The organism is Ruegeria sp. BF12 (assembly GCF_056538705.1).
Window position 1 is genome coordinate 196,795 of record NZ_JBQFTP010000001.1, and the last position, 24,139, is coordinate 220,933.

24 protein-coding genes and 1 pseudogene are annotated in these 24,139 nt (G+C 59.1%); 10 read left to right on the forward strand and 15 right to left on the reverse strand.

The window, feature by feature from the left end; all coding sequences use genetic code 11:
• Window positions 1-23: 23 nt before the first annotated feature.
• The 4 genes from ACR0J0_RS00980 to ACR0J0_RS00995 all read right to left on the reverse strand — a co-directional run bounded on the left by ACR0J0_RS00980 (window position 24) and on the right by ACR0J0_RS00995 (window position 4,580).
• Window positions 24-1,070: an aldo/keto reductase gene (locus ACR0J0_RS00980; protein ID WP_480660585.1), complete on the reverse strand. Its 1,047-nt coding sequence runs from the start codon at window positions 1,068-1,070 to the stop codon at window positions 24-26.
• A gap of 70 nt (window positions 1,071-1,140) precedes the next feature.
• Entirely contained in the window at window positions 1,141-2,553 is a 1,413-nt protein-coding gene (mgtE, locus tag ACR0J0_RS00985) for a magnesium transporter (protein ID WP_480660587.1), read from the reverse strand.
• Between the two features lie 97 nt (window positions 2,554-2,650).
• Window positions 2,651-3,109, reverse strand: a complete 459-nt coding sequence (locus ACR0J0_RS00990; protein ID WP_480660589.1) for a DNA polymerase III subunit chi — start codon at window positions 3,107-3,109, stop codon at window positions 2,651-2,653.
• A gap of 4 nt (window positions 3,110-3,113) precedes the next feature.
• On the reverse strand, window positions 3,114-4,580 hold the full coding sequence (locus ACR0J0_RS00995) for a leucyl aminopeptidase (protein WP_480660591.1): 1,467 nt from the start codon (window positions 4,578-4,580) through the stop codon (window positions 3,114-3,116).
• Window positions 4,581-4,820: 240 nt separating this feature from the next.
• Between ACR0J0_RS00995 and lptG the strand changes: the two genes are divergently transcribed.
• The 5 genes from lptG to rsmA all read left to right on the forward strand — a co-directional run bounded on the left by lptG (window position 4,821) and on the right by rsmA (window position 11,216).
• Window positions 4,821-5,921 (forward strand): LPS export ABC transporter permease LptG, encoded by a 1,101-nt coding sequence (lptG, locus tag ACR0J0_RS01000; protein WP_480660592.1) that lies wholly within the window; start codon window positions 4,821-4,823, stop codon window positions 5,919-5,921.
• Complete coding sequence (locus ACR0J0_RS01005) at window positions 5,921-8,083, forward strand: LPS-assembly protein LptD (protein WP_480660594.1); 2,163 nt, start codon at window positions 5,921-5,923, stop codon at window positions 8,081-8,083. Before lptG ends, ACR0J0_RS01005 begins: the two co-directional genes overlap by 1 nt.
• Window positions 8,074-9,327: a peptidylprolyl isomerase gene (locus ACR0J0_RS01010; RefSeq protein ID WP_480660596.1), complete on the forward strand. Its 1,254-nt coding sequence runs from the start codon at window positions 8,074-8,076 to the stop codon at window positions 9,325-9,327. Before ACR0J0_RS01005 ends, ACR0J0_RS01010 begins: the two co-directional genes overlap by 10 nt.
• Complete coding sequence (gene pdxA, locus ACR0J0_RS01015) at window positions 9,324-10,289, forward strand: 4-hydroxythreonine-4-phosphate dehydrogenase PdxA (protein ID WP_480660598.1); 966 nt, start codon at window positions 9,324-9,326, stop codon at window positions 10,287-10,289. The genes ACR0J0_RS01010 and pdxA overlap by 4 nt, the downstream gene beginning before the upstream one ends.
• 84 nt (window positions 10,290-10,373) lie before the next feature.
• Window positions 10,374-11,216, forward strand: a complete 843-nt coding sequence (gene rsmA / locus ACR0J0_RS01020) for a 16S rRNA (adenine(1518)-N(6)/adenine(1519)-N(6))-dimethyltransferase RsmA (protein WP_480660600.1) — start codon at window positions 10,374-10,376, stop codon at window positions 11,214-11,216.
• A gap of 92 nt (window positions 11,217-11,308) precedes the next feature.
• On the opposite strand, the gene ACR0J0_RS01025 is transcribed toward rsmA, so the two are convergent.
• The 3 genes from ACR0J0_RS01025 to prfA form a co-directional block, all read right to left on the reverse strand.
• Complete coding sequence (locus ACR0J0_RS01025; RefSeq protein WP_480660602.1) at window positions 11,309-11,899, reverse strand: DUF4167 domain-containing protein; 591 nt, start codon at window positions 11,897-11,899, stop codon at window positions 11,309-11,311.
• Between the two features lie 239 nt (window positions 11,900-12,138).
• The gene (gene prmC, locus ACR0J0_RS01030) at window positions 12,139-12,984 is read right to left on the reverse strand and encodes a peptide chain release factor N(5)-glutamine methyltransferase (RefSeq protein ID WP_480660604.1); all 846 of its coding nucleotides are present in this window, start codon (window positions 12,982-12,984) and stop codon (window positions 12,139-12,141) included.
• A complete protein-coding gene (gene prfA, locus ACR0J0_RS01035; RefSeq protein WP_480660606.1) occupies window positions 12,981-14,036 on the reverse strand; it encodes a peptide chain release factor 1 in 1,056 nt (351 codons plus the stop codon). The genes prmC and prfA overlap by 4 nt, the downstream gene beginning before the upstream one ends.
• Before the next feature lie 63 nt (window positions 14,037-14,099).
• On the opposite strand from prfA, the gene ACR0J0_RS01040 reads away from it, so the two are divergent.
• On the forward strand, window positions 14,100-14,387 hold the full coding sequence (locus ACR0J0_RS01040) for a hypothetical protein (protein WP_480660608.1): 288 nt from the start codon (window positions 14,100-14,102) through the stop codon (window positions 14,385-14,387).
• Here the strand turns inward: ACR0J0_RS01040 and ACR0J0_RS01045 are convergent.
• The 4 genes from ACR0J0_RS01045 to ACR0J0_RS01060 all read right to left on the reverse strand — a co-directional run bounded on the left by ACR0J0_RS01045 (window position 14,328) and on the right by ACR0J0_RS01060 (window position 17,957).
• On the reverse strand, window positions 14,328-14,735 hold the full coding sequence (locus ACR0J0_RS01045) for a DUF1499 domain-containing protein (protein ID WP_480660609.1): 408 nt from the start codon (window positions 14,733-14,735) through the stop codon (window positions 14,328-14,330). The two genes, ACR0J0_RS01040 and ACR0J0_RS01045, sit on opposite strands and share 60 nt — an antisense overlap.
• A 67-nt stretch (window positions 14,736-14,802) precedes the next feature.
• Entirely contained in the window at window positions 14,803-15,750 is a 948-nt protein-coding gene (gene speB, locus ACR0J0_RS01050; RefSeq protein ID WP_480660611.1) for an agmatinase, read from the reverse strand.
• A 62-nt stretch (window positions 15,751-15,812) separates the two neighbouring features.
• Window positions 15,813-16,781 carry an agmatinase gene (gene speB, locus ACR0J0_RS01055; RefSeq protein WP_480660613.1) on the reverse strand — a complete coding sequence of 323 codons (969 nt, stop codon included), beginning with the start codon at window positions 16,779-16,781 and terminating at the stop codon, window positions 15,813-15,815.
• A gap of 12 nt (window positions 16,782-16,793) precedes the next feature.
• Window positions 16,794-17,957, reverse strand: coding sequence for a M20 aminoacylase family protein (locus ACR0J0_RS01060; protein ID WP_480660615.1), 1,164 nt, complete (start codon window positions 17,955-17,957; stop codon window positions 16,794-16,796).
• 66 nt (window positions 17,958-18,023) lie between these two features.
• On the opposite strand from ACR0J0_RS01060, the gene mazG reads away from it, so the two are divergent.
• From mazG to ACR0J0_RS01080, 4 genes are all read left to right on the forward strand, one after another.
• Complete coding sequence (gene mazG, locus ACR0J0_RS01065) at window positions 18,024-18,881, forward strand: nucleoside triphosphate pyrophosphohydrolase (RefSeq protein WP_480661201.1); 858 nt, start codon at window positions 18,024-18,026, stop codon at window positions 18,879-18,881.
• A 63-nt stretch (window positions 18,882-18,944) separates the two neighbouring features.
• Complete coding sequence (locus tag ACR0J0_RS01070; RefSeq protein WP_480660617.1) at window positions 18,945-19,886, forward strand: nucleoside hydrolase; 942 nt, start codon at window positions 18,945-18,947, stop codon at window positions 19,884-19,886.
• On the forward strand, window positions 19,883-20,230 hold the full coding sequence (locus ACR0J0_RS01075; RefSeq protein WP_480660619.1) for a GrpB family protein: 348 nt from the start codon (window positions 19,883-19,885) through the stop codon (window positions 20,228-20,230). Before ACR0J0_RS01070 ends, ACR0J0_RS01075 begins: the two co-directional genes overlap by 4 nt.
• The gene (locus ACR0J0_RS01080; RefSeq protein ID WP_480660621.1) at window positions 20,227-20,676 is read left to right on the forward strand and encodes a GNAT family N-acetyltransferase; all 450 of its coding nucleotides are present in this window, start codon (window positions 20,227-20,229) and stop codon (window positions 20,674-20,676) included. Before ACR0J0_RS01075 ends, ACR0J0_RS01080 begins: the two co-directional genes overlap by 4 nt.
• A gap of 52 nt (window positions 20,677-20,728) precedes the next feature.
• Here the strand turns inward: ACR0J0_RS01080 and ACR0J0_RS01085 are convergent, their stop codons facing one another.
• The 4 genes and pseudogenes from ACR0J0_RS01085 to eno form a co-directional block, all read right to left on the reverse strand.
• Complete coding sequence (locus ACR0J0_RS01085; RefSeq protein ID WP_480660623.1) at window positions 20,729-20,896, reverse strand: hypothetical protein; 168 nt, start codon at window positions 20,894-20,896, stop codon at window positions 20,729-20,731.
• A 164-nt stretch (window positions 20,897-21,060) separates the two neighbouring features.
• Window positions 21,061-21,435 carry a GNAT family N-acetyltransferase gene (locus ACR0J0_RS01090; RefSeq protein ID WP_480660625.1) on the reverse strand — a complete coding sequence of 125 codons (375 nt, stop codon included), beginning with the start codon at window positions 21,433-21,435 and terminating at the stop codon, window positions 21,061-21,063.
• Window positions 21,436-21,714: 279 nt separating this feature from the next.
• Window positions 21,715-22,593 (reverse strand): annotated as a pseudogene (locus ACR0J0_RS01095) (formylglycine-generating enzyme family protein).
• Window positions 22,594-22,815: 222 nt separating this feature from the next.
• Window positions 22,816-24,093, reverse strand: a complete 1,278-nt coding sequence (gene eno, locus ACR0J0_RS01100; RefSeq protein WP_480660627.1) for a phosphopyruvate hydratase — start codon at window positions 24,091-24,093, stop codon at window positions 22,816-22,818.
• Window positions 24,094-24,139 lie beyond the last annotated feature (46 nt).

Genomic DNA, 24,139 nt, shown 5'->3' on the forward strand with positions numbered 1-24,139 from the left:
GCGGCGGGGGCACAGCCCCCCCCCTAAAACGGCATCGGATTTGCGCGGTGTGCGACGCTGATCTCTTTCAGAATCTCATCGGTCAGTTGAAGGTCCTTACCCGCCAGAATGTGCTCTAGCTGCGCCACAGTGGTCGCTCCGAAAATGGCCGACATCATGAACGGCCGCGTCCGGCACCACGCCAGCGCCATATGGACCGGGTCCAGACCGTGCCGCCGGGCGATCTCCAGATAGGCATCGACCGCGTCGAACACGCGGTCGTACTTGCGGCCGCCCATTGTCGGGACCAGAGACATGCGGGACCCATCGGGCACGACATCATTCTGGTATTTGCCAGTCAGGAATCCAGCCGCCAGGGGCGAGAACGCCATCAGCCCCACATCCTCGTGTACGCTCAGCTCGGCCATATCAGTGTCGAAGTGGCGGCACAGCAACGAATACTCATTCTGGACCGATGCAACGCGCGGCGTACCCACCTGTTCGGCCAGACGCAGCCATTGCGCCGTTCCCCAGGCGCTTTCATTCGACAGACCAAACGCGCGAATATTGCCCTTGTCGACCTGTCGCTGCAGGGCTGAAAGGCATTCCTGCATGTTCGCCAGCACTTCGTCGGTGTTGTGACCGGACGGCGCGTAATCCCAGTTCTGTCGGAACATGTAGCTGCCGCGATTGGGCCAGTGAAACTGGTACAGATCGATGCAATCCGTCTGCAGCCGCCGTAGCGAGCCCTCGATGGCCTCGGGGATTGTCCGCGCCGTAATGGGTGCCCCGTCACGCGCATGCATGAAACCGGCTCCGGAGTGTTTTGTGGCCAGAATGTACTCACCACGCCGTGCAGAATTGGCCGCGTTCCAGTTGCCCAGAATCTCTTCGGTTCGTCCGACTGTCTCTTTGGAAACCGGGTTCACCGGGTACATTTCGGCCGCGTCGAGGAAATTGATCCCGGCATCCAGCGCCATATCGATCTGAATATGCGCGTCCGCCTCAGAGGTTTGCGTGCCAAAAGTCATCGTGCCAAGGCACAGATCCGTCACCTCGATCCCGGTGCGTCCCAATGGGTTCTTTTTCATCTCAAAATCCTTCTGCTCGCAACGGTGGGCACCCTAAAGCAGAAGACCGCCAGAGCAAGGGCGCAGGACGTCAATTCAAGTAAATCACGCTGGCGACTGCAAAAAAGGTCAGCACTCCAAAAACATCGTTCGAAGTCGTAATGAATATCCCCGTCGCCGCCGCGGGGTCTTGTTTGAGCGCACGCAATAGAAACGGCACCATCGCCCCGACCGAGGCCGCAATGATGGTGACAATCGCGAGCGCGACGATCGAGGTCAGCACAAGCAACATGGGCCGGTCTATGGATATGAACAAGTTACCCAGCAGAACCAGAATACCCACAACAGAACCCACGATCAGCCCATTCAGCAAGGCACCATAAAGCTCTCGCACGAAGCGGGCTGTCAGATCACCGCGCCACTCGACGCCAGAGGTAAGTACCTGCACCGACACTGTTGAAGCCTGAATTCCGGCGTTACCTGCCGTCGCCAGAACCACAGGGATAAAGCTGGCAAGGATTGCGGATTCGGCCAGGGCGTCTTCGTAGGACACGATAGCTACGGCCGCGATGGAACTGCCGATCAACCCGCCCAGCAACCAAGGTAACCGGCGCTTGAGAATTTGCAGAGGCGTATCGAACTGGGTCGTGTCCGGAGAAACGCCGCCCATCTTGAGCATGTCTTCCTCGACCTCTTCCCGCGCGATTTCGGACAGTTCGGGCGGAGCGATTCCGCCCAGAAATCGCCCGTCTGCATCTACCACTGCGATGACAGAGGCGTCGCGTGCATCAGCCAGACGCAGAACCTCTTCCTGATCGGTTGCACCGTCCACTGTGACCGGATCGCGCCTGACGATATCAGCGATCTGCGTGTCTTCAGGGTTCAACAACAGGTCCCGCATACGCATATATCCGACCAGGCGCATATCGGGCTCGACAACGAACATCATGTCCAGCCTGTCGATGTCGTCTGCGACGTCCCGCAGGTGCGAGACCACGTCGCCGATCGTCCAAACCACCGGAATGGTCAGCACGCCGTGCCGCATGTGCGCTGCAGCACTGTCGTCGTGCACCGCAAGCGCCTTGCGCAGCTTGGCCGCGTCTTTACGGTCCGCGATCAGGTCCTCGTGCGTTTCCGGGGGCAGCGTTTCCAGCAGTTCGATGGCATCGTCTCGCGAGACTTTGGAAACGATCTTGCGGAACTTTTTGCGAGTCGCGGCCTCGTAAAGGACCGACCGCAGTTCCGGGTCCAGCTCGACCAGAACCGGCAGGCTGACGTCATCCGGCAACCATTCGAACAGGCGCCGCGCCCGTTTGGTGCGCATCTTGAGCAGGCATTTTAAAACGTCCGCCGATTGCCACCCTTTGAGAATGGACAGAACGGCAAGGCGCTTGTCCGACGCGATCAGGGCTTCGAGGGATTGAACAACTGCCGCGTTGTTCCGCTTTGCCTCGGGCGTCTTTGAACTGTCCCAGTTCATCTCGCTGGGGCGTACCTGGTCCATCTGGCACCTCATTCCGGTCGGCTGATCCCCTAACTGCGCCACGTGACCTTAGTGTGAAACAAAGCGGATCGAAAACAGTTTGCCGGGTGTAAAACCCTCAGGACTCGGCCTTCTTTTCCCAACGCCCAGATTCTTCGGACCAGTACTGGGCCGAGCAGCCCGCGCCGGTCAGCGCCTTCCATTGCCCGCGCGCATGTTGGACGGCCTCGACATCGTTGCCGTCAAAGAGGATGCATACGCGGTCGAGTTTTTCGACCTCGTCGGGATCAACCGGCGCGCCATCCACCGCCATAACACAGGTTGGTTCGTTGGCGGCCTGCACCTCGGTCGTCAACAGGATTGGCTGCGCTGCGTCATGCGGCCCTCCTGCCCGGCCATGAGGCAGGAACCCTTCCTCGGGCCCCAGCCACAGTTTTTCATCCAGCCAATCCATCCGCGCGGGGTCGGTCCCCCGCACGGCAATCTTCCACCCGGCCTGCCTTGCCTTATCCAGCAGCACCGGCAAGGTGTGCTCAAGCGGTTGGCGGGTCAGGTGGTAGAAATAGACAGCTCCCATCAGCTTACTCGAAGTTGTCCTGCACAAAGCGGCTGAGCGCGCGCACGCCCCAACCCGTTGCACCTTTGGGTGCGTAGGAAGTCTCAGACGAGACCGAAGCCACACCTGCGATGTCCAGGTGAATCCACGGCGTTTCCTCTTTGACAAAACGCTGCAGGAACTGCGCGGCGGTGATCGAGCCTGCCGGACGCCCGCCGACGTTCTTCATGTCGGCGATGCGCGATTTCAGTTGCTTGTCATAGGCCTCGCCCAGAGGCATCCGCCATGCGCCTTCATCCTCGGCACCCGCCGCCTTAAGGAAGGCATTACAGAACGTGTCGTTGTTCGAGAAGACACCCGCATTCTCGTGACCAAGTCCGATGATGATCGCGCCGGTCAGGGTGGCCAAGTCGACCATGCCGACCGGTTTGAACCGCTCCTGCGCGTACCACATCACGTCGCACAGCACCAAACGGCCTTCGGCGTCGGTGTTGATGATCTCGACCGTGTCGCCCTTCATGGATTTGACAACATCGCCCGGACGCGTGGCGTTGCCGGATGGCATGTTCTCGACCAGGCCAACTAGACCGACAACATTGGCCTTGGCCTTGCGCTTGGCCAGCGCGCGCATGGTGCCCGCAACGACGCCCGCGCCGCCCATGTCCATGGTCATGTCTTCCATGCCGCCTGCTGGCTTCAGCGAGATACCACCGGTGTCGAACACGACGCCCTTCCCGACCAGAGCCAGCGGCGCGTCATCCTTGTCGCCGCCATTCCACTGCATCACCACAACCTTCGAGGGGCTGACCGACCCCTGCCCGACGCTCAGCAGCGTGCGCATGCCCAACTCGGCCAGCTTGTCCTCTTCCAGAACTTCGACCTCAAGACCCAGCTCTTTCATTTCGGCCAGGCGGTCGGCGAATTCGGTGGTGGTCAGCACGTTGGCGGGTTCGTTGGTCAGATCGCGCGTCATACGCACACCGTCAGCAACGGCGTAGAGCGGCGCGAACGCAGCCTCGACCTCATCGGCCTTCTGGTGGCTGATCATGACCGAACCGGCTTCATCCGATTCCTTGGTTTTGTGCGCATCAAAGTCATAGCTGCGCAGCGCGATGCCCATGGCCAGATCTTCGGTTTTGGCTTGATTGCCAGCCATCACTAGCAAGTCCTTGCTACCCGCCAATTTGGCCAGCGCGGCGCCTGCCTTGCGCGCCTCGGCCGGATCAGGGCGACGTGGCAGAACCAGAACGTCCAGCGCCTCGGCCGCCATGCCGCCCGGCCACGCTATCGAGATCACGTCACCGGTTTTCACCTTTTCGAACCGCTCGCTTTCGACCAGCCGTGCAACGGCGCCGCGCGTCAGCCGGTTCGCACGGCGCGCTGCGGGGCTCATCTTGCCGTCGGACGGAATGATGATCGCCACACGCCCTTCGGCCTGCGCCATCGCATCCATGTCTGGGGCCTGAAAACGGATCGGTACAAGACTGCTCATTGCAAACTCCTCAAAATCAGTTTCCCAAGACCTAGCCCGCGCCGCGCGGCTTGACCAGATAGCAGTTTTCCCCGGCTGGCATTTGCATTACAGTCCCCGAAAAAATCCGACAGGCTCGGGGGAGAACGTTGTGGCAAGACAGGGCAGGCATAGGCCGTCGCGCAGTGATACCTGCAGCGTTGATTCCGGTCTGTTTCCGGCACACACTCCCTTGTGCTTCTGCTTGGCGAGGGTTCCTTCGTGATCCTTGACCGTTACTTCGCCCGCCGTTTCATTCAAAGCTTTCTGGTTATTGGCGTCATCTTTCTGACGCTGATGATTCTGATCGACCTGATCGAACAGGTGCGCCGCTTTGACGACGCCAATCTGTCATTTGGGCAATTGCTGCAACTGACCCTGCTGAACACACCCGCTGCAATCAGTGAAATGTTGCCCCTGCTGGTCATCCTGTCCACGATTGCACTGTTCATCGGGCTGGCGCGCAGCTCGGAACTTGTGGTGACCCGCGCCACCGGGCGGTCGGGCATTCGTGCCCTTCTGGCCCCGGTGATCATTGCGTTTGTCATCGGTGCCATGGCTGTGGGACTGTTGAACCCCATCGCAGCGGCCACCTCGGAAGAATACAAGCGGCTCGCCGAAGCCTACAAAAACGACGGCGGATCGGCGTTTTCGATCAGCGCTGAAGGCCTGTGGCTGAGGCAGGGGTCTGCCAATGGTCAATCGGTAATTCATGCGCGGGACACCTCAAACGGGGATACGTTCACCCTCAACCAGGTGACGATCATTACCTTCGCGCCGGACGGTACGCCGACCCAGCAGATCGTGGCCGATCAGGCCGACCTGGAGGCCGGGAAATGGGTTCTGACCAATGCAAAAATCTGGTCGCTGGAGAATGGGGTGAACCCCGAGACTCACGCTGCGAAACATGCGCAGCTTGAAGTTCCCACCTCGCTCACACGGCAGCGCATTCTGGATAGATTGGGCGAACAGGATTCCGTTTCAGTCTACGATCTGCCGGAACTGATCCGCGACCTGCGCGAGGCTGGCTTCTCGACCAAACAATACGAAGTTTGGCTACAGGTTCAGTTGGCCCGCCCCCTTTTCCTGATGTCGATGGTTCTGATCGGCGCGGCCTTTACTATGCGGCACGTGCGATTTGGCGGCACCGGGATCGCAGTTCTGACGGCCGTCCTGCTGGGCTTTGGCATCTACTTCATTCGCAACTTTGCCCAAATTCTAGGGGAAAACGGTCAATTGCCTATCTTAGTCGCGGCCTGGGCTCCGCCCTTCGCAGCCATCCTTCTGTCTCTCGGCCTTTTGCTGCATGCGGAGGACGGCTAATGCGGCTTGTTGCCAGCTTGTTGCTGTCCGGCGCTGTTGCACTGACGACGCCAGCCGGCGTCTCGGCCCAGACGCAGCCGACAGCCGATCCCGCGCAAAGTTCCGCGCAAGAGGATCAACCGGCGCTTTTGGTGGCGGACAGGATCTTTATCACTCCGGAACGAAACCTGGTGGCCGAGGGGAATGTCGAAGCGTTTCAGGGCGACGTAAAGGTCACCGCCAAGCGCATCACCTACGACCGGGAAACCGGCAACCTGTCGCTGGAAGGTCCGGTACGCATCGATCAGGCTGGCGAAACCACATTGCTGGCGGATTCCGCCGAGCTGGACGACGGCATCATGAACGGCCTGCTCATTGGCGCGCGCATGGTGTTCGACCAGCAGGTGCAGATCGCCTCGGTGCAAGCCGCACGCGCTGGTGGTCGCTACACTCAGTTCAGCAAGGTCTCAGCCACGTCGTGCCACGTCTGCGCCAACGGCAAAGCCCCGCTGTGGCAGATTCGCGCCCGCAAGGTCACCCATGATCAGTTGGAACGGCAACTGTATTTCGAAGGCGCGCAGTTCCGGATTCTGGACTTTCCGATTTTCTACTTCCCTTATTTGCGCCTTCCTGACCCAACACTGGACCGCGCAACGGGCTTTCTGGTTCCGTCTGTCCGGACCACATCGCAGCTCGGTACCGGGCTTCAGGTGCCGTACTTCATCAAGCTGGGAGACCATAAGGACCTGACGCTTACACCCTATGTCTCTTCGAAAACCAAAACGCTGGGCTATCGATATCGTCAGGCGTTCAAACGGGGCCGGATCGAACTCAACGGTGCCTTTACCCGGGATGATCTACAGCCAGACGAGGATCGGGGTTATTTGTTCGCAAACGGTTATTTCAACCTTAACAATGACTTCCGCTTCAAGTTTGACCTAAAAACCACATCGGACAACGCCTATCTCGCCGACTACGGCCTGCCCGACCTCGACCGCCTGCGTAGCGAAGTTGCACTGGAGAGAATCAAGCGCGACACGGCTTTCCGCACCAGCTTTATCCACTACAAAAGTCTGCGAGACAGTGAGAACGAAGAAGAGATTCCTTCGCGGATTTTCGACCTCTACTATCAAAAACGCTATTTCCCGACATCAGTCGGCGGCGAAGTCCGTTTGGGTTTCATCGCCCATACGCACGAACGCACCAGTGATCAGGATGTCGTTGGACGGGACGTTGCTCGCGCGACTTTTGATACGGAATGGCTGCGCAGCTGGATCTTCGCCTCGGGCCTGCGTGCGGACGCCCAGGTGGGCGCGTCAGTGGACACGTTCAACATACGCGACGACAGCAACTACCCCGATCGCGTAACCCGAGCGACACCGCGTGCCGCGCTGACGCTACGCTATCCGATGTCCAAACGCGAAGAATCCGGCGCGACGCAGATCCTGGAACCGATTGCCCAAGTCGGATGGACGCAAGTGACCGATCAGGACATTCCAAACGACGAAAGTACCTTTCAGGAATTCGACCAGGGCAACCTGCTGTCCCTGTCGCGCTTTCCGGCCCCGGACCGAAGAGAAGATGGGCCCACTGCCGTCTTCGGCCTGAACTGGGCGCGTTACGCCGCAAATGGCTGGCGCGCTCTGGCAACCGTTGGTCAGGTATTCCGCCAAACCGCAGATCCCAACTTTAACCTAACGTCAGGTCTTCAGGGAACGGCTTCGGATATTCTTCTGGCCGGTCAACTGCAGACCGCCAATGGCTGGTCGCTGGCTGGTCGCGGTCTGCTGAATGGGGATTTCAGCTTTGCCAAAGCCGAGGTGCGCGCTGGCTGGAACAAGGATAACGCTGGCGTCGTAGGAAGTTACGTCTGGCAGGAAACAGACCCGGCGGAAAATGCGAATGACGAGATTTCGGAAATCTGGTTGGACGGGCGCTATCGCGTTGACCAGAATTGGCTGACGCAGGCATTGGCGCGCTATGACCTCAGCGAGTCTGAACCTATCCGCTATGGGCTGGGCATCACGTATCAGAACGAGTGTGTGCGGGTTAACATGACCGTCAGCAGGCGATTTACCTCATCATCAAGTATTGAGCCTTCGACAGAATTCGGGTTTACCGTTGCCCTGACAGGTTACTCCATCGAGGGTGGCGGCCAACAGTACAAGAGAAGATGCAGTTGATTTCAGGTTTCTCCCGATTCATCCGTTCCGGTTGGCTAAAACCGGTTGCACCGGCGCTGAGCGCCGCCTTGCTGACTATTGCTGCCACGCAGGCTCAGGCGCAAAGCCTGTTTTCGCCTGCGATCAAAGTCAATCAGGACATCGTCACCTGGTATGAGCTAGAGCAGCGACAGCAGTTTCTGACCGCTTTGGGTGCGCCTGGCTCCACCGAGGAAGAAGTGCGCGAGGCGTTGATCGACCAACGGCTGCGAAAGCAGGCGATGCGCGAAGCGGGAATCGAGGCTTCACCTGAGGACGTTCAGGTCGGGATTGATGAGTTTGCAGCCCGCGGCCGTCTGTCGACGGACGAGTTCCTGCAGCTGTTGGCCGATTCCGGGGTGTCTCGCGAAACCGTGCGGGATTTCGTCGCCGATCAGCTGTCATGGCGCGATTTTGTCAGTTCGCGCTTTTTGTCTCAATCCAGACCCAGCGAGGACGAAATCAATCGCGCGATGGGACAGGCGGGCAGCGGTGGCCTGCAGGTGCTGATGTCGGAAATCATCATCCCGGTGACGCCACAGACCGTCGCTCAGGCTGAACTGCTGGCCGAGGAAATCGCTCAGCTGGAAGGCTTCGATTCATTCTCGTCCGCAGCCACGCAATACTCGGCAGCCGGCACCCGAAATGACGGCGGCAGGTTGGAATGGCTGAACCTGACGGACTTGCCCCCGGCCCTGCAACCCGTGATTTTGGGCCTCAACAAAGGCGACATCACCCAGCCATTGTCGTTGCCCAATGCGATTGCCTTGTTCCAACTGCGCGGCCTGCGCGAAACAAGCACTAGCACGCCGCGCTATTCGAAAATCGACTACGCGATCTACAACATGGCAGGTGGGCGCAGCGCCGAAACCCTGGCCCGCGCCGCAGAACTGCGTGAACAGGTTGATACCTGCGACGACCTATACGGCATTGCCAAGGGTCAGCCGCCTGAGGTTCTGCAGCGCGTCGAAGCCAGCCCATCAGAGATTCCGCGCGACGTGGCGTTGGAGCTGTCCAAACTGGATCTCAACGAAGTGTCGACCACGCTGACCGGCAACAACGGCCAAAGCCTGAAGTTTCTTATGCTGTGCACGCGAACGCTGGACCGGGGTGAGGAAACGTCGCGCGTGGACGTTGCCAACGCTCTGACACAACAGCGTCTGCAGGCCTTTGCAGACAGCCTTCTGGAACAGATGCGCGCAGACGCGACGATTATCGAACAATGATCCCGCCCATCGCGCTCAGCTGTGGGGATCCCGCAGGCGTTGGACCCGAGATCGCAGCCAAAGCCTGGTCTGAACTGCGGGCGACCTGTCCGTTCTTCTATATCGGTGACGCGAAACACTTGCCCTCTGGCACGCCTGTGCAACAGATCACAGACCCGTCGCAAGCCCGCGATGTCAGCGCCACCGCCCTGCCCGTTCTGCAATTTGATTTTCCGGCCCCCAACGTTCATGGCCAACCTGATCCTGCGAATGCGCCGAGCGTGATCGACTCGATCGAAGCCGGCGTCTCGCTGGTGCAATCCGGTGCCGCCTCAGCACTCTGCACCGCTCCGATCCACAAAAAGGCACTGATCGACGGTGCCGGATTCGCCTATCCGGGCCACACCGAGTTTCTGGCAGCCTTGGCGGGGCGCAAACGTGTTGTCATGATGCTGGCCAGTGAACAGTTGCGCGTCGTGCCCGCCACGATCCACATTCCGCTGTCGCGGGTTCCGTCTGAACTGACGCCGGAATTGCTGCGTGAAACCATCTCAATCACAGCCGAAGGCTTGCGCAAACAGTTCGGCATCGCCCATCCCCGCATTGCCGTAGCCGGTCTGAACCCGCATGCGGGCGAAGGCGGAAAAATGGGCCATGAAGAACTGGATTGGATCGCCCCACTGATCGCCGACTTGCCATCTGACACTTATTCGGTGACAGGCCCACATCCGGCGGACACGATGTTCCATGCCGCAGCGCGTACGCGTTACGACGCGGCAGTTGCGATGTATCACGATCAGGCTCTGATCCCGATCAAGACGCTGGATTTTGACCGAGGTGTGAATGTGACCCTGGGTCTGCCCTTTATCCGGACCTCACCTGACCACGGCACCGCGCTTGATATCGCCGGACAAGGCGTCGCCAACCCCACCAGTCTGATCGAAGCATTGAAACTGGCCCAACGCATGGCACAAAGCACTTGATCCGTCATCTGGCTGTAAATATCCCCGCCGCAGGCAAAAAATCTCTGGCGTTAACCCATCAACACGCGCCACGGTAATCGGAACATGAGTGCAATCGACTCCCTTCCCCCTCTGCGCGAGGTCATCGCGACGCATCAGCTTTCGGCACGCAAATCGCTGGGGCAGAACTTTCTGCTGGACCTGAACCTGACGGCCAAGATCGCCCGGCAGGCAGGCGACCTGACCGAATGCGACGTGCTGGAGATCGGCCCCGGCCCCGGAGGTCTGACCCGCGGCTTGCTATCCGAAGGCGCACGTAAAGTCGTTGCGGTCGAAAAGGATACTCGGTGCATTGCCGCGCTGAACGACATTGCCGCCGCATATCCGGGGCGGCTTGAGGTGATCAACGGGGACGCGCTGGAAATCGACCCATTGGCGCATCTGACACCGCCAATCCGTATTGCCGCCAATCTACCCTATAACGTGGGCACCGAACTTTTGGTTCGCTGGCTGACACCGCCGGAGTGGCCGCCGTTCTGGCAAAGCCTGACCCTGATGTTCCAACGCGAAGTGGCCGAGCGTATCGTCGCCCAACCCGGCAGCAAGGCCTACGGCCGCCTTGCGATACTTGCCCAGTGGCGGGCCGAGGCGCGCATTGCGATGTCCCTGCCCCCCGGAGCGTTCACCCCACCGCCCAAAGTGTCCAGCGCAGTGGTCCACCTGACAGCCCTGCCCGAACCGCGTTACCCTGCGGACGCAGCAACCCTGTCGCGTGTCGTCGCAGCCGCCTTCAATCAACGCCGCAAAATGCTGCGCGCTTCGTTGAAAGGCATTGCACCGGACATCGAAGACCGTCTGCAGGCTGCAGGTATCCAACCTACGGAACGCGCTGAACAGGTTCCGCTTGAGGCCTTCTGCGCATTGGCGAGAAATGTGTCTTCAGCCTGAATCTAGTCAACTTTCAAACGAGCCCAGCAACACATACGCAAAAAACTCCGGTCAATTGACCGGAGTTTTTTCATCCTTCCTTACGGCCCTTATTACTCAGCCGCTTCTGGCGCGTCGCCGTTGCTTGTCGGGGCTTCCTCGGCGGCTTCGGGCGCAGCCTTGGGTTTGCGGGTGCGCGGACGACGGGCCGGCTTTTCCTTTTTCGCCGGGGCTTCCGCAGCCGGTGCGTCATCCTTGCTTTCCGGCGTTTCGACCAGACCGGATTCCGGAGCCGTTGCCTCGGGGGTGAAATCCATCACATCAGGCTGCGGCGCCTCGGCCGGATCGGCCTGACGAGAGGCAGCTTCACGCTCCTGACGCTCGGCGCGTTCGCGATCACGCTCGGCCTGACGCTCGCGGTTCTGGCGCTCCTGTTCTTCGCGGCGCGCTTCCATCTCGCGCTGTGCTTCGCTCAGTAAGCGCAGATAGTGCTCTGCGTGCTGCTGAAAGTTCTCGGCGGCCACACGGTCGTTGGACAGCTGGGCGTCTCGCGCCAGCTGATTGTATTTGTCGATGATCTGCTGGGGCGTGCCGCGCACTTTACCCTCGGGGCCCGAGCTGTCAAAAACCCGGTTTACGACGTTACCCCCAGAGGGACGATTGCGGTTGTTCTTGGCCCGCGAGCGGGATTTGGAAGATCTCATTTACTTTACGTCAGCCTTGTCATTCACTGTCGATCAACCCGCATCCTGCACTGCTCAAACGCTTTAGCTGTGACGCGATGTCGACTTTTTTGGGCTTGGCGTCAGGGGCCCGCTGAACCAGCGTCAACCTCTCTGACTGAACCTGAGTAAACACGTCCTGCGCGTGCAGACAAGGGGTTTGTCCAAAAATTCGCAGGATTTTTACATCAATCGGCGCTTTTCGGCGTCAGAATGCCTACTTACTGCGGCATTTTGGCAAAAACGACACGGTCACGACCATCCAGATCGGGTATGATCTGTGTTGCCGTCAGCCCTGCCGACTCGAACAGTGCCGCAACGCTGCGCCCCTGAGTTGGCCCGATTTCGACGAGCAGACGCCCGCCCGGCATCAGAAAATCCGGTGCGCCGGCAGCAATGTGGCGATAGGCGCCCAACCCGTCCCCCTCGTCCGTCAGCGCCAAACGCGGTTCGTGCTCGCGCACTTCCGGCGACAACTCATCCATTTCAGACAGGGAAATGTAGGGCGGGTTTGAAACGATAAGGTCGTACAGGCCATCTATGTTCTGGAACCAGTCGGATTGCAGGATCTCGAGACGGCTCTGCACCTGATGCTGCACGGCATTGGCGCTGGCCTGCAGGCACGCTGCCTCGCTCAGATCGGCACCAACGCCTGTCGCACTTGAGCGTTCGGCCAGTAGCGTGATCAAGATGCAGCCCGACCCCACGCCCAAATCCAGAACATGATCGAACGGTTCGCTCAGCGCCGCTTCGATCAGCGCTTCGGTCTCGGGGCGCGGGTCCAGCACGTCGCGGCTGACGCGAAACCGACGACCATAGAATTCGCGCTCGCCCAGCAGATGCGACACCGGCACCCGCACGGCGCGAAGCGATATCAACTGGTCGTAGCGTTCAGCGATTTCGGGCGACAATTCCTCAGGTGCGATCAGGGTGACGCGACTGGCCTCGATCCGGGCCGCATGGGCCAGCAAAACCCGCGCATCGCGCGCCGGGTCGTCCACTCCGGCGGCACGCAACCGCGCTGTGGCGGCGACCATGGCCTGAGCCGCTGTCAGCGCGGCAATCATAGCGCCATCTCCGCCAACAGCCGGGCCTGATCGTCAGCGGTCAGCGCGTCGATCACTTCGTCCAGATCGCCCTGCATCACCTGATCCAGCTTGTAGAGCGTCAGGTTGATGCGGTGATCCGTCATGCGACCTTGCGGGAAATTGTAGGTCCTGATCCGTTCAGAGCGATCTCCAGAACCGACTTGGCTGGCCCGATCTGCCGAGCGTTCGCTGTCGATCCGCTGGCGCTCCATATCGTACAACCGTGTCTTCAGTACCTGCATCGCGATCTCACGGTTGCGGTGTTGCGATTTTTCAGAACTGGTCACGACAATTCCGGTCGGCAGGTGGGTGATCCGCACCGCCGAGTCGGTGGTGTTCACGTGCTGCCCGCCCGCACCGGAACTGCGCATCGTGTCGATGCGGATGTCGTTGGGTTCGATCTGAATATCAACATCCTCGGCCTCGGGCAGAACTGCGACTGTGGCCGCCGAGGTGTGAATCCGCCCGCCGCTTTCGGTTTCGGGCACGCGCTGCACCCGATGCACGCCGGATTCGTATTTCATGCGGGCAAAAACGTTCTCACCCTTGATATGGGCCACGACCTCTTTGATCCCGCCCAGATCCGAGGCTTGTTCCTCGATGATCTCAAATTGCCATCCGTGTGCCTCGGCATAGCGCTGATACATCCGTAGCAGGTCGCCGGCAAACAGTGCGGCCTCATCGCCGCCGGTTCCGGGACGGATTTCCAACATCGCAGGCCGGGCATCCGCCGCGTCCTTGGGCAGCAATGCCAGCTGCAACGCATGCTCTGCATCGGGGATACGCGCCTGCAGGCTGGGAATTTCCTCTTCGGCCAGTTCCTTCATGTCCGGGTCAGCCAACATCGACTCGGCCTCAGCCAGATCGGCAACCAACTGGCGCCAGGCCAGGATCTGATCCACGACCGGCTTGAGATCGGAGTATTCCTTGGCCAAAGCCGCAATGTCCCCGCCCGAGGCACCATCCGCCATGGCCGCTTCGAGGTACTGGAATCGCTGGGTTATCTGTTCAAGTCGTTCTTCCGGGATCATTCGGGCGGTGTCTATCAATCCGGGGCTTTGGTCAAGGCCCGTCGCTGTGCTAAGCTTGTGAACATGAAACGGTTGGCCCTTGTTCTAGCACTGTTCGCGACGCCGGTTCTGGCCGATGTGGTCGGTCCTGGCGGCAAGGTTCAGGACTGCTATTGCACCGATAAATCAGGTACGCGCGTTGAGTTGGGCGAAATGATCTGTCTGCAGGTCGATGGCCGCATGTTCATGGCGCAATGCCAGATGTCGCTGAACGTTCCGATGTGGCGCGAGGTGTCCGAGGGCTGCTTGTCCTCAGGGCTGCAGCAGAGCAAGCCACCCGTCGACGCGGGTGCGGTTCACGCCAAAATCTGATCTGCCAAACCTCAGGCGTGCATATATGCGCAAGGTGTCGCCATCCTGCTGAACGGTGGTGTAGTCTGGAAAGCCTATCACTTTTGTGCGGGTGATGTAGGTAATCATCCCCTCATCAACCGATCCCGCCAACACCGAAGTCCGCGCTGTTTCCCGCGCGAAGGCATCCAGCCGCGACAAACCGTCCGGACCCGCTTCGACCACGCGAAATGCGCCGCCTTCGAGGTCGCGATCTCGATCGCCGACCGGCGCAACATGCCATTTCGCCGGGTCGGAGGGCGCAAGCCGGATATAGGCAGCACCCGGCACAACGACACCGACAACAAGCCATAGCGCAATCATCTTCATCCCAATCTTGTCCCTTTCGAAAGATCATATTCCGACCCGTATTGGGGGCAAGATACCAAACTACCCTTTACCGCGACGTCACGCCTGGCAGGATGCATAGCAACTCAAACAACAGGTTGGCCGCCGTAAGCGCCGTATTCCCCGACTGATCGTAGGGCGGAGAGACCTCGACCAGATCACACCCGACCACATTCACACCCGCCAATGCATGGATCAATTGCAGCGCCTGAGGCGTGGTCAACCCTCCGATCTCAGGTGTACCGGTGCCGGGGGCGTAAGCCGGGTCAAGACTGTCGATGTCATAGGTGATATAGACCGGATGATCGCCGATCGTCTTACGGATTTGCGAACCAATTTCGGTCAGGTTCTGTTGCCACAGCTCCCAGGCCGGGAATTGGCGAAAGCCCCAGTCTCGCGCCTCGGTGAAATCGCTGGCGGCGTAACCCGAACCGCGAATTCCGATCTGAAAGGTTTTGTCCGGGACGATCAGCCCTTCTTCATACGCACGGCGGAAGACGGTGCCGTGGGTTTCACGCTCGCCAAACATTTCGTCGTTCACATCCGCATGGGCATCGACATGGACCAGAGCCACGGGTCCGTGCTTGGCCGCGATGGCGCGCAGGATCGGCAGCGTGATCGAGTGGTCTCCGCCCATCGCTACCGGGATAACCGCCTGATCGAGAATGGAATCGTAGCTGTCCCTGATGATCTTCAGGCTTTCGGCCAATGAGAAGGTGTTGATCGCCAGATCACCGATATCCGCAATCTGCAGGCTATCGAACGGAGCTGCGGAATTGGCCATGTTATAAGGCCGGATCATCGCGCTTTCGCTGCGGATCTGTTTCGGCCCGAACCGTGTCCCCGACCGCCAAGAGGTGCCTATATCCATTGGGATACCCAGTACAGCCACGTCCAGCCCGGCCAGCGAATCCGCCTGCGGCAACCGCATGAACGTGTTCGGCCCGGAGAACCGCGCCAGATCATTGCCGCTGATCGGTTGGTTAAAGACTGTCATGCCCGTATTTCTCCCGTCCGGCTTTTGGTTAACCAGATACCGGAAAGATGGCTAACCAAAGGTTAATCCTGCACCAGCTTGTTCCAACCCAGCAGGCAGATGATCTGGGTCGCCACATGCGCGCCTGCAATGGCCGTCGCTCCGGACGTGTCATAGGGTGGAGAAACCTCTACTACGTCCCCGCCTTTGATGTTAATCCCGGCAATGTCGCGCAGGATGATCTGGGTCTGGATCGAAGTCAGACCACCCCAAACCGGTGTGCCGGTGCCGGGGGCAAAGGCCGGGTCCAGCCCGTCGATGTCAAAGCTCAGGTAAACCGGGCTATCGCCTAATATACCTTTGATCTTTTGCGCCACGGCGGCAGGGCCGGATTCGTAGACTTCGCGCGCGTCGATGATGTTGACGCCCAGAGTATCCTCGTTGGTCGTGCGGATACCGACCTGAACCGAGCGTTTCGGGTCTACGATCCCCGATTTCACCGCCTTGTAAAACATCGTCCCGTGATCCACGCGGGACATATCATCATCGGCCCACGTATCGGTATGCGCATCGAATTGCAGCAGTGACATCGGCCCGTATTTCTCGGCATAAGCCTTGAGGATTGGGAAGCTGATATAGTGGTCCCCGCCCAGCGTAACCGAGGATACATCAGCGGCCAGAATAGTGCGGATGTGATCGGTCAACGTATCGGGAAAGGCAGGGATATTGGCATAGTCATAAGCCATGTCTCCATAATCCACGATTGCCAGTTCGCTAAGCGCATCGAAGGGCCAGCCGTAGGGCGCATCGGGCGATTGCAAAGCGCTGGCCTCGCGGATCGCACGGGGGCCAAGTCGGGTGCCGGGTCGGTTCGTCACAGCCTGATCAAAGGGCACACCGGTCACGGCGATGTCTACTCCTTTCAGGTCCTTGGTATAGAGACGGCGCAGGAACGATGTCGCGCCGCCAAAGGTGTTCTCGTAAGACAGCCCTTTGAGGTCAGGGTTGGTAAATGCCTCATCTACCTGATTTTTTGCGTCTTCCAGTGCCATGTCTTTCCCCCATCAGCCCAGCGGCTGCGCCTTTTCGACGATCCGTGCAAAGAACGAAGCGCCAACCGGCGCGATCTCGTCATTGAAGTTGTATTTCGGATGGTGCAGCCCGGCCCCTTCACCCTGCCCCAGGAACAGATAGGCACCTGGACGCGATTGCAGCATGTATGAAAAGTCCTCGGCCCCCATCTCACGCCCCATATTGCCGACCACGCGCTCGGCCCCGGACACGTCGCGCGCGACCTCGGCAGCGAAACCGGCCTTTTCACCGTCGTTGATGGTGGCTGGATAGTTCTTTTCATAGTCCAACCGAGCCTCGACCCCGTACGAGATTGCCTGCCCCTGCACGATCTGCCCCATCCGCTCAATCACCATCTGCTGGACAGTTGGATCAAAGGTTCGGACCGTGCCGTTGATGAAAGCCGTATCGGGGATCACGTTATTCACGGTCCCGGTGTGGATTTGTGTGACCGAGACGACCAGATCATCCAGCGCGTAGTGATTGCGGCTGACGATGGTCTGAATGGCCTGCGCAATGCCACAAGCCGCCATCACCGGATCGCGGGTTTCATGCGGCATGGCCCCGTGGCCGCCGACGCCCTGAATATGAATCTCGAACGTATCCACCGCGGCCATGATCGGCCCCGGCGTCGTGTGGAATGCTCCCTCGGGCAGGTTCGGCGCGTTGTGCAGCGCATAGACCTGCGAGATGTCGAAGCGGTCCATGATGCCCTCTTCGACCATCACGCCCGCGCCTCCGCCTTCTTCCTCGGCTGGTTGGAAGATCAGCGCCACGCGGCCGCGAAAGTTCCGCGTCTCGGCCAGATAGCGCGCAGCGCCCAGCAACATTGTGGTGTGTCCGTCGTGACCGCAAGCGTGCATCTTGCCGGGATTGGTCGAAGCATATTCAACACCCGTCTCTTCCGGGATCGGCAGCGCGTCCATATCGGCGCGCAGGCCAATCGTTGGCCCTTCATCCTGCCCGTTGATGATCGCAACGATGCCGGTCTTGGCGATGCCGTCATGCAGCTCGTCCACTCCGAATTCTCGCAACCGGTCCGCCACGAATGCCGCCGTTTCATGGCATTCGAACTCCAACTCGGGGATCGAATGCAGGTGTTGGCGCCATGCGGCCATATCGGCTGAGTAATCGGCAATTCGGTTGACGACGGGCATCTGGGGTGGACTCCTGATCCTGACTGCGGAATGGATGCATCTGACACCGGAACGAAAGGGTTCGCAATGGCCGAAAATCCTCTGATCCATGACAGCGACGCAGGGATTGAGCGTTTGCTGGAAATCATGCGCCGCCTGCGCGACCCGGAAACGGGCTGTCCGTGGGACATCGAACAGGATTTTGCCACCATCGCGCCCTATACGATCGAAGAGGCCTATGAGGTCGCCGACGCCATCGAGCGGGAAGCCTATGACGAGTTGAAAGGAGAGCTGGGCGATCTCCTGTTCCAGTCCGTCTTCCACGCCCAAATGGCTGAAGAGGCCGGGCATTTCACCTTTCAGGACGTGGTGCGCACCATGTCGGACAAGATGGTCGCGCGGCACCCCCATGTGTTCGGTGACGAATCCCGCGACAAGTCGGCGGATCAGCAGACCGTGGATTGGGAAACCATCAAGGCAGCTGAACGGGCAGGCAAGGAACAGAAAGGCGCGCTGGACGGGGTCGCCGCCAACCTGCCCGCGCTTTTGCGCGCTCATAAGCTGCAGAAACGCGCCGCCCGCGTGGGCTTCGACTGGCCGGATGCCAGTCATGTGCTGGCCAAGATCACCGAAGAGGCCGCCGAGTTGGAAGAAGCGCGCGACAAGATGGACGCCGATGCGCTTGAGGATGAGTTCGGCGACCTGCTGTTCGTGATGGTCAATTTGGGCCGCCATCTGGGAATCGAACCCGAAGCCGCTCTGCGCCGCACCAACGCCAAGTTCACCCGGCGTTTCGAACAGGTCGAGGCGCGACTTGCTGACCGCGGCAAAACTCCGTCACAAAGCGATCTGGCCGAGATGGACGCGCTGTGGGACGAGGTCAAAACCGATGAGCATCGCGCCAATGGCAAACTCCCGCCTGTGGATGCGACGACAGACGCCTGAAACCGCTGGACAAGCGCGGTGACACTTGCGAGTGTCCGCGCTTCAAGACCCCGGAGGCAAGCTATGGCACCGCGCAAGATCATCATCGACACCGACCCCGGACAGGACGACGCTGTCGCCATCTTGTTGGCACTGGCCAGCCCCGAAGAGATTGATGTTCTAGGCATTACCGCAGTTGCCGGAAACGTCCCGCTGGCGTTAACAGCCAAGAATGCGCGGATCGTGTGCGAACTGGCCGGACACACGCAGATTCCTGTCTATGCGGGGTGCGACCGCCCGCTGAACCGACCTCTGGTCACTGCTGAACATGTACACGGAAAAACCGGACTGGACGGTCCCGTTCTGCCCGACCCAGAGATGCCGTTGGCCGACGGCCACGCAGTTGATTTTATCATCGAAACACTGCGCGCGCATGAGCCCGGCACCATAACACTTTGCCCTCTGGGGCCGCTGACGAACATCGCTACCGCGTTCGAGAAAGCCCCCGACATCGTCGATCGGGTGCAAGAGATCGTTCTGATGGGCGGTGCGTATTTCGAGGTTGGGAACATCACGCCGACCGCCGAATTCAACATTTACGTCGACCCCGAAGCAGCTGATATCGTGTTCAGATCCGGCGTCCACATCGTTGTCATGCCATTAGACGTAACCCACGACGCTCTGGTCACAAAGCACCGCAACGACGCCTTCCGCGCGCTGGACAGCGAGGTCGGCCATGCCGTAGCCGAGATGACCGATTTCTTTGAGCGCTTCGACAAAGAGAAATATGGCTCTGAGGGCGCGCCTTTGCATGACCCTTGTGTGACGGCGTACCTGATCCGCCCCGAGCTGTTCTCGGGCCGCCACATCAACGTTCAGATCGAAACTCAGTCCGAACTGACTATGGGCATGACCGTGGCCGATTGGTGGGGCGTCACCGATCACCCGCCCAACGCGATGTTCATCGGTGAAGTAGACGCTGACGGTTTTTTTGACCTGCTCACCGAACGACTGGCCCGACTATGAGCCTGCTGGGACCCGCCAACCCAAACTGGCCAGACGAGGCCAACGCAGAAATCCTGTGCTGGCGTGACGCGGGTTTTCCGGGGCGCCGATGCGTCCGCATGGATGATCCGAATACTGGCAATCGCTTCCGGCTGGCTCACTGCTTTGTAGAGAGCTCTGCCGAAGTCACCCGCCGCCTCGCCTTTAGGTATGCGCTGCGCGCTGATCCGGCGGCACGCGGGAACTACGCCACCGTAAAATCTCATTGCGCCACAGCGCATCCCGACAACCATCACGCCTATGGTGATTGCAAATCCGCATGGATACCGCAAACCGAGGCCAAAGCATTGGAAAATTACAGATGAGCGCCGCCCTGCGCCTTGCCCGCCCCGAAGACCTGGACCGCCTTATGGGGTTGGTGACCGCCTTCCATACCGAAGCCGGGATTGCTCAGGATATGGACCAGACGCGCAGCGCTCTGGCCCCCTTGCTGGACGGTATCCCTCATGGGTGCGTGTATTTGATTGGCCCCGGACGCGCGCCGCTGGGCTATGTCATCCTGACCTTCGGCTGGTCGGTCGAATTTGGCGGCATGGACGGTTTCGTGGACGAAATATACATCCGCCCTGCTGTCCGTGGCCGCGGTATCGCCACCGAAGTTCTTTTGGACCTACCCAAGGCCCTTGCCGAGGCTGGTTTGACCGCCCTGCATCTTGAGGTCGATCGCACCAATGAATCCGCGCAGAAGCTTTATCTGCGCACCGGCTTCAAACCGCGCGATCGCTATGTGCTCATGAGCCGTAAGCTCTGATTTAAGAACAAACTTACCGGCGTTGTCGCCGGCGCCCCCCCCAACGAAAACCTTAACGGGCTTCACCGCGGTATATGTAAGTGGGCGATTCCATGTTCCGAACCGGATCATTTGCGGAAACCGGTTCACCCGTGATCGGATAGGTGCCCGGCCCTGCACAGGCCGCCAGAAAAACAGTGCTGATCACTGATGCTACGAGAAGGAATTTCGAACCAGTCATGGCGTGCTCCTTTCTGCAATGCAGGCACATTACGCGACACCGGGGCCGGTCAAATAGGTAAAAGTTCACACATAACGATATTTATGACGACGATATTTTGCCAAATCCCAGTTTCCCAAAGAATAACAATGGGAACAGCTGAAAAATAAACTTTGGCGTTTTGACTAATCCGCGTTTTTCGAGGTCAGTTTCATTTCGAAAAACAGCAGATGACCGTCGGCGACTTCGGGAACTTCCGAATAAGAATCGCGCAGTTCAAACCCCATCGAAAGGTACAGGCGAGTCGCCGCCTCTAGGGGTTTGCCGGTATCCATGCGGATATAGTCGTACCCCTGCGCCCTGCACGCGTCGATCAGGGATTGCATGATTGCGAACCCCGCACCCGTACCGCGTGCAAACTCGGTCACAAACACGCGTTTGATTTCGGCGACACCCGGCTCGATCGTATGGAACATCCCGCATCCCACGGGCTTACCATCCTTTAAAGCAAGACGGGTTCCGCCATTCGGAGGGCAGTGAATGACTTCTATGTCCTCCATCACGCGCGCATATTTTTCTTGCGAGTATAGAGTATGAACAATGCATCTGGATCTCTCGTCTAACGTCAGCAGGAAATCTCGATAGTCCCAGCACAATCTCCGGACAGCATCGAAGTGCTCCGGTGTTTTTGGCTCAATAACTTTTAGCAAGACGAAATCCTCAAACGAAATTGAGACCCAGCTTAGACGGAGAGCGTCGGTTGGGAAAGATCACAGCCATAGTTTTTGACGTCTCGTAATATGGGCAGATCAGCTTGACGGTTTTGCCACAGGTACCTGCTATTGCGAGGTGCTTCTCAAATCACGCAAAACTCGAAACCCTGACGTGGAGGATCTGCTCTTGACGCCAGCAGACCCTCGCACGGCTACTCGCGAAAAATCCATTGCGGTCCAATAAGCCCCGCCTCGTACGACACGCATTTCGCTAGCGGGTTCTCGAGCCATTTGTAAATACGGACCTGAGGTCTCCCACCCTGCATACGTCTCGGTCCGGCAAGAAAGCGTTTGCTCGCTGACATTGCCAGACATATGCCGCAATCCCCATGCATTGGCTGCATCCAGTTCATCAACCCGAACCGGTTTGCCACGGGAAACAAGGTCAGGACGTTCTTCACCCAGCATTTCCTCAGTTGGCTTACAAAGAAAGTTAACCTGGTCCGTATTCACGTCTTCGCCCTGAGCAAATGGCGTTTGAGTTCCCGCCCGCGCGGCGTACTCTCATTCGGCTTCGGTTGGCAGGCGGTAGACTGGCGCCCCTACCTTTTCATTTAGCTATTCAGTGTAGGAAACAGCATCCAGATACGACACATCAATGACCGGATGTCGTGCTGTCAGCTTGGCTCGTGGTTTGTCTGCAACTAGCACATAGTTTTGTGGCATATGCCCATTGCAGCCCCCATCATCGACACAGGCCGTCCTTTCGCCATAAGTCACTTCATTCCTGCCCATGGCGATGGGAATGTCCACTGTTACTGGATGCACAGGTCCTTCGTGAAATGAAATGTATGGACCTTCGGGCGTTGCAAGCCGAAAGCCCTTTTCGTCCCAATGGAAGTTTTGCTTAGACTCCCCCGGCGGTCCGCCCATGATGAACTCACCAAGCGGAAGGGCTATCATCTCGGGGCAGACGCCGTATTCCTGCAACGCCTCCAGTGGCATAACGGTTGTTCCATCCTCCAACCTGTAGTCCGCCCAAGCGGTCGTTGTCAGAATTTGGAGCAACCCGAAGATAGTTAAATGCTTTATGAACAATCGATATTTTCCCTAGCGCCTCTCTTCAGCAACTCAAACGTGCATTTCGATTGAGTGAAACACGAAAACTACAAAAAAGACCGGCCCCTATGCAAAAAGGCCGGTCCAAAACAATCGACGTAAGGCTGGTTAGCGCTTCAGGATGGATGCGCCGGCGTATTCCGCGACCTCACCCAACGATTCCTCGATGCGGATCAGTTGGTTGTACTTGGCCAACCGGTCCGAACGGGCCAGCGAGCCGGTTTTGATTTGGCCGCAGTTGGTCGCAACCGCCAGATCAGCAATAGTAGCGTCCTCGGTCTCGCCCGAGCGGTGCGACATGACATTGGTGTAACGCGCGCGGTGCGCCATATCTACGGCACGCAGGGTTTCGGTCAGCGATCCGATCTGGTTCACCTTGACCAGCATCGAGTTCGCACAACCACGCTCGATCCCTTCGGCCAGACGCGCCGGGTTGGTCACGAACAGGTCGTCGCCTACCAGCTGAACCTTGTCGCCGATGGCGTCAGTCAGGGCTTTCCAGCCGTCCCAGTCATCCTCGGACATACCGTCTTCGATCGAGATGATCGGGTAGTCTTTGACCAGCGCCGCCAGATACTCGGCGTTTTCCTCTGAGGTCAGCGAGATGTTCTCGCCCGACAGAACGTATTTGCCGTCCTTGTAGTATTCGGTGGCCGCGCAATCCAGCGCCAGGTGGATTTCCTCGCCCGGCTTGTAGCCAGCCTTTGCGATGGACTGCAGGATGAAATCCAGCGCCTCACGGGTGGATGCAATGTTCGGGGCAAAACCACCCTCGTCTCCGACACCGGTGGCCAGACCAGCCGCCGAGAGCTCACGTTTCAACGTGTGGAACACTTCAGAGCCCATACGCACGGCTTCGCGAATATTCGCGGCCGAGGTCGGCATGATCATGAATTCCTGAATATCGATCGGGTTGTCGGCGTGCTCACCGCCGTTGATGATGTTCATCATCGGAACGGGCAGAACACGTGCCGAGGTGCCGCCGACATAGCGATACAGAGGCTGCGTGGTGAAATCCGCAGCGGCCTTTGCGGTCGCCAGTGACACACCCAGAATGGCATTGGCGCCCAGACGGCTTTTATTCTCGGTCCCGTCCAGTTCGATCATCGCGCCGTCGATTGCCACCTGCTCGGTCGCGTCATAGCCCACCAGCTCTTCGGCGATTTCGCCGTTCACCGCGGCGACGGCCTCAAGCACACCTTTACCCATGTAACGCGATTTATCACCGTCGCGCTTTTCAACGGCCTCATAGGCGCCCGTCGATGCACCCGAGGGAACTGCCGCTCGGCCCATGGTGCCGTCTTCCAGGATCACGTCCACCTCGACGGTAGGATTGCCCCGGCTGTCCAGGATTTCGCGTGCGTGGATGTCGATGATTGTGCTCATGAGGCCCGTCCCTATGGCTGCATTTGGTTGCATGCCTCATAGCATC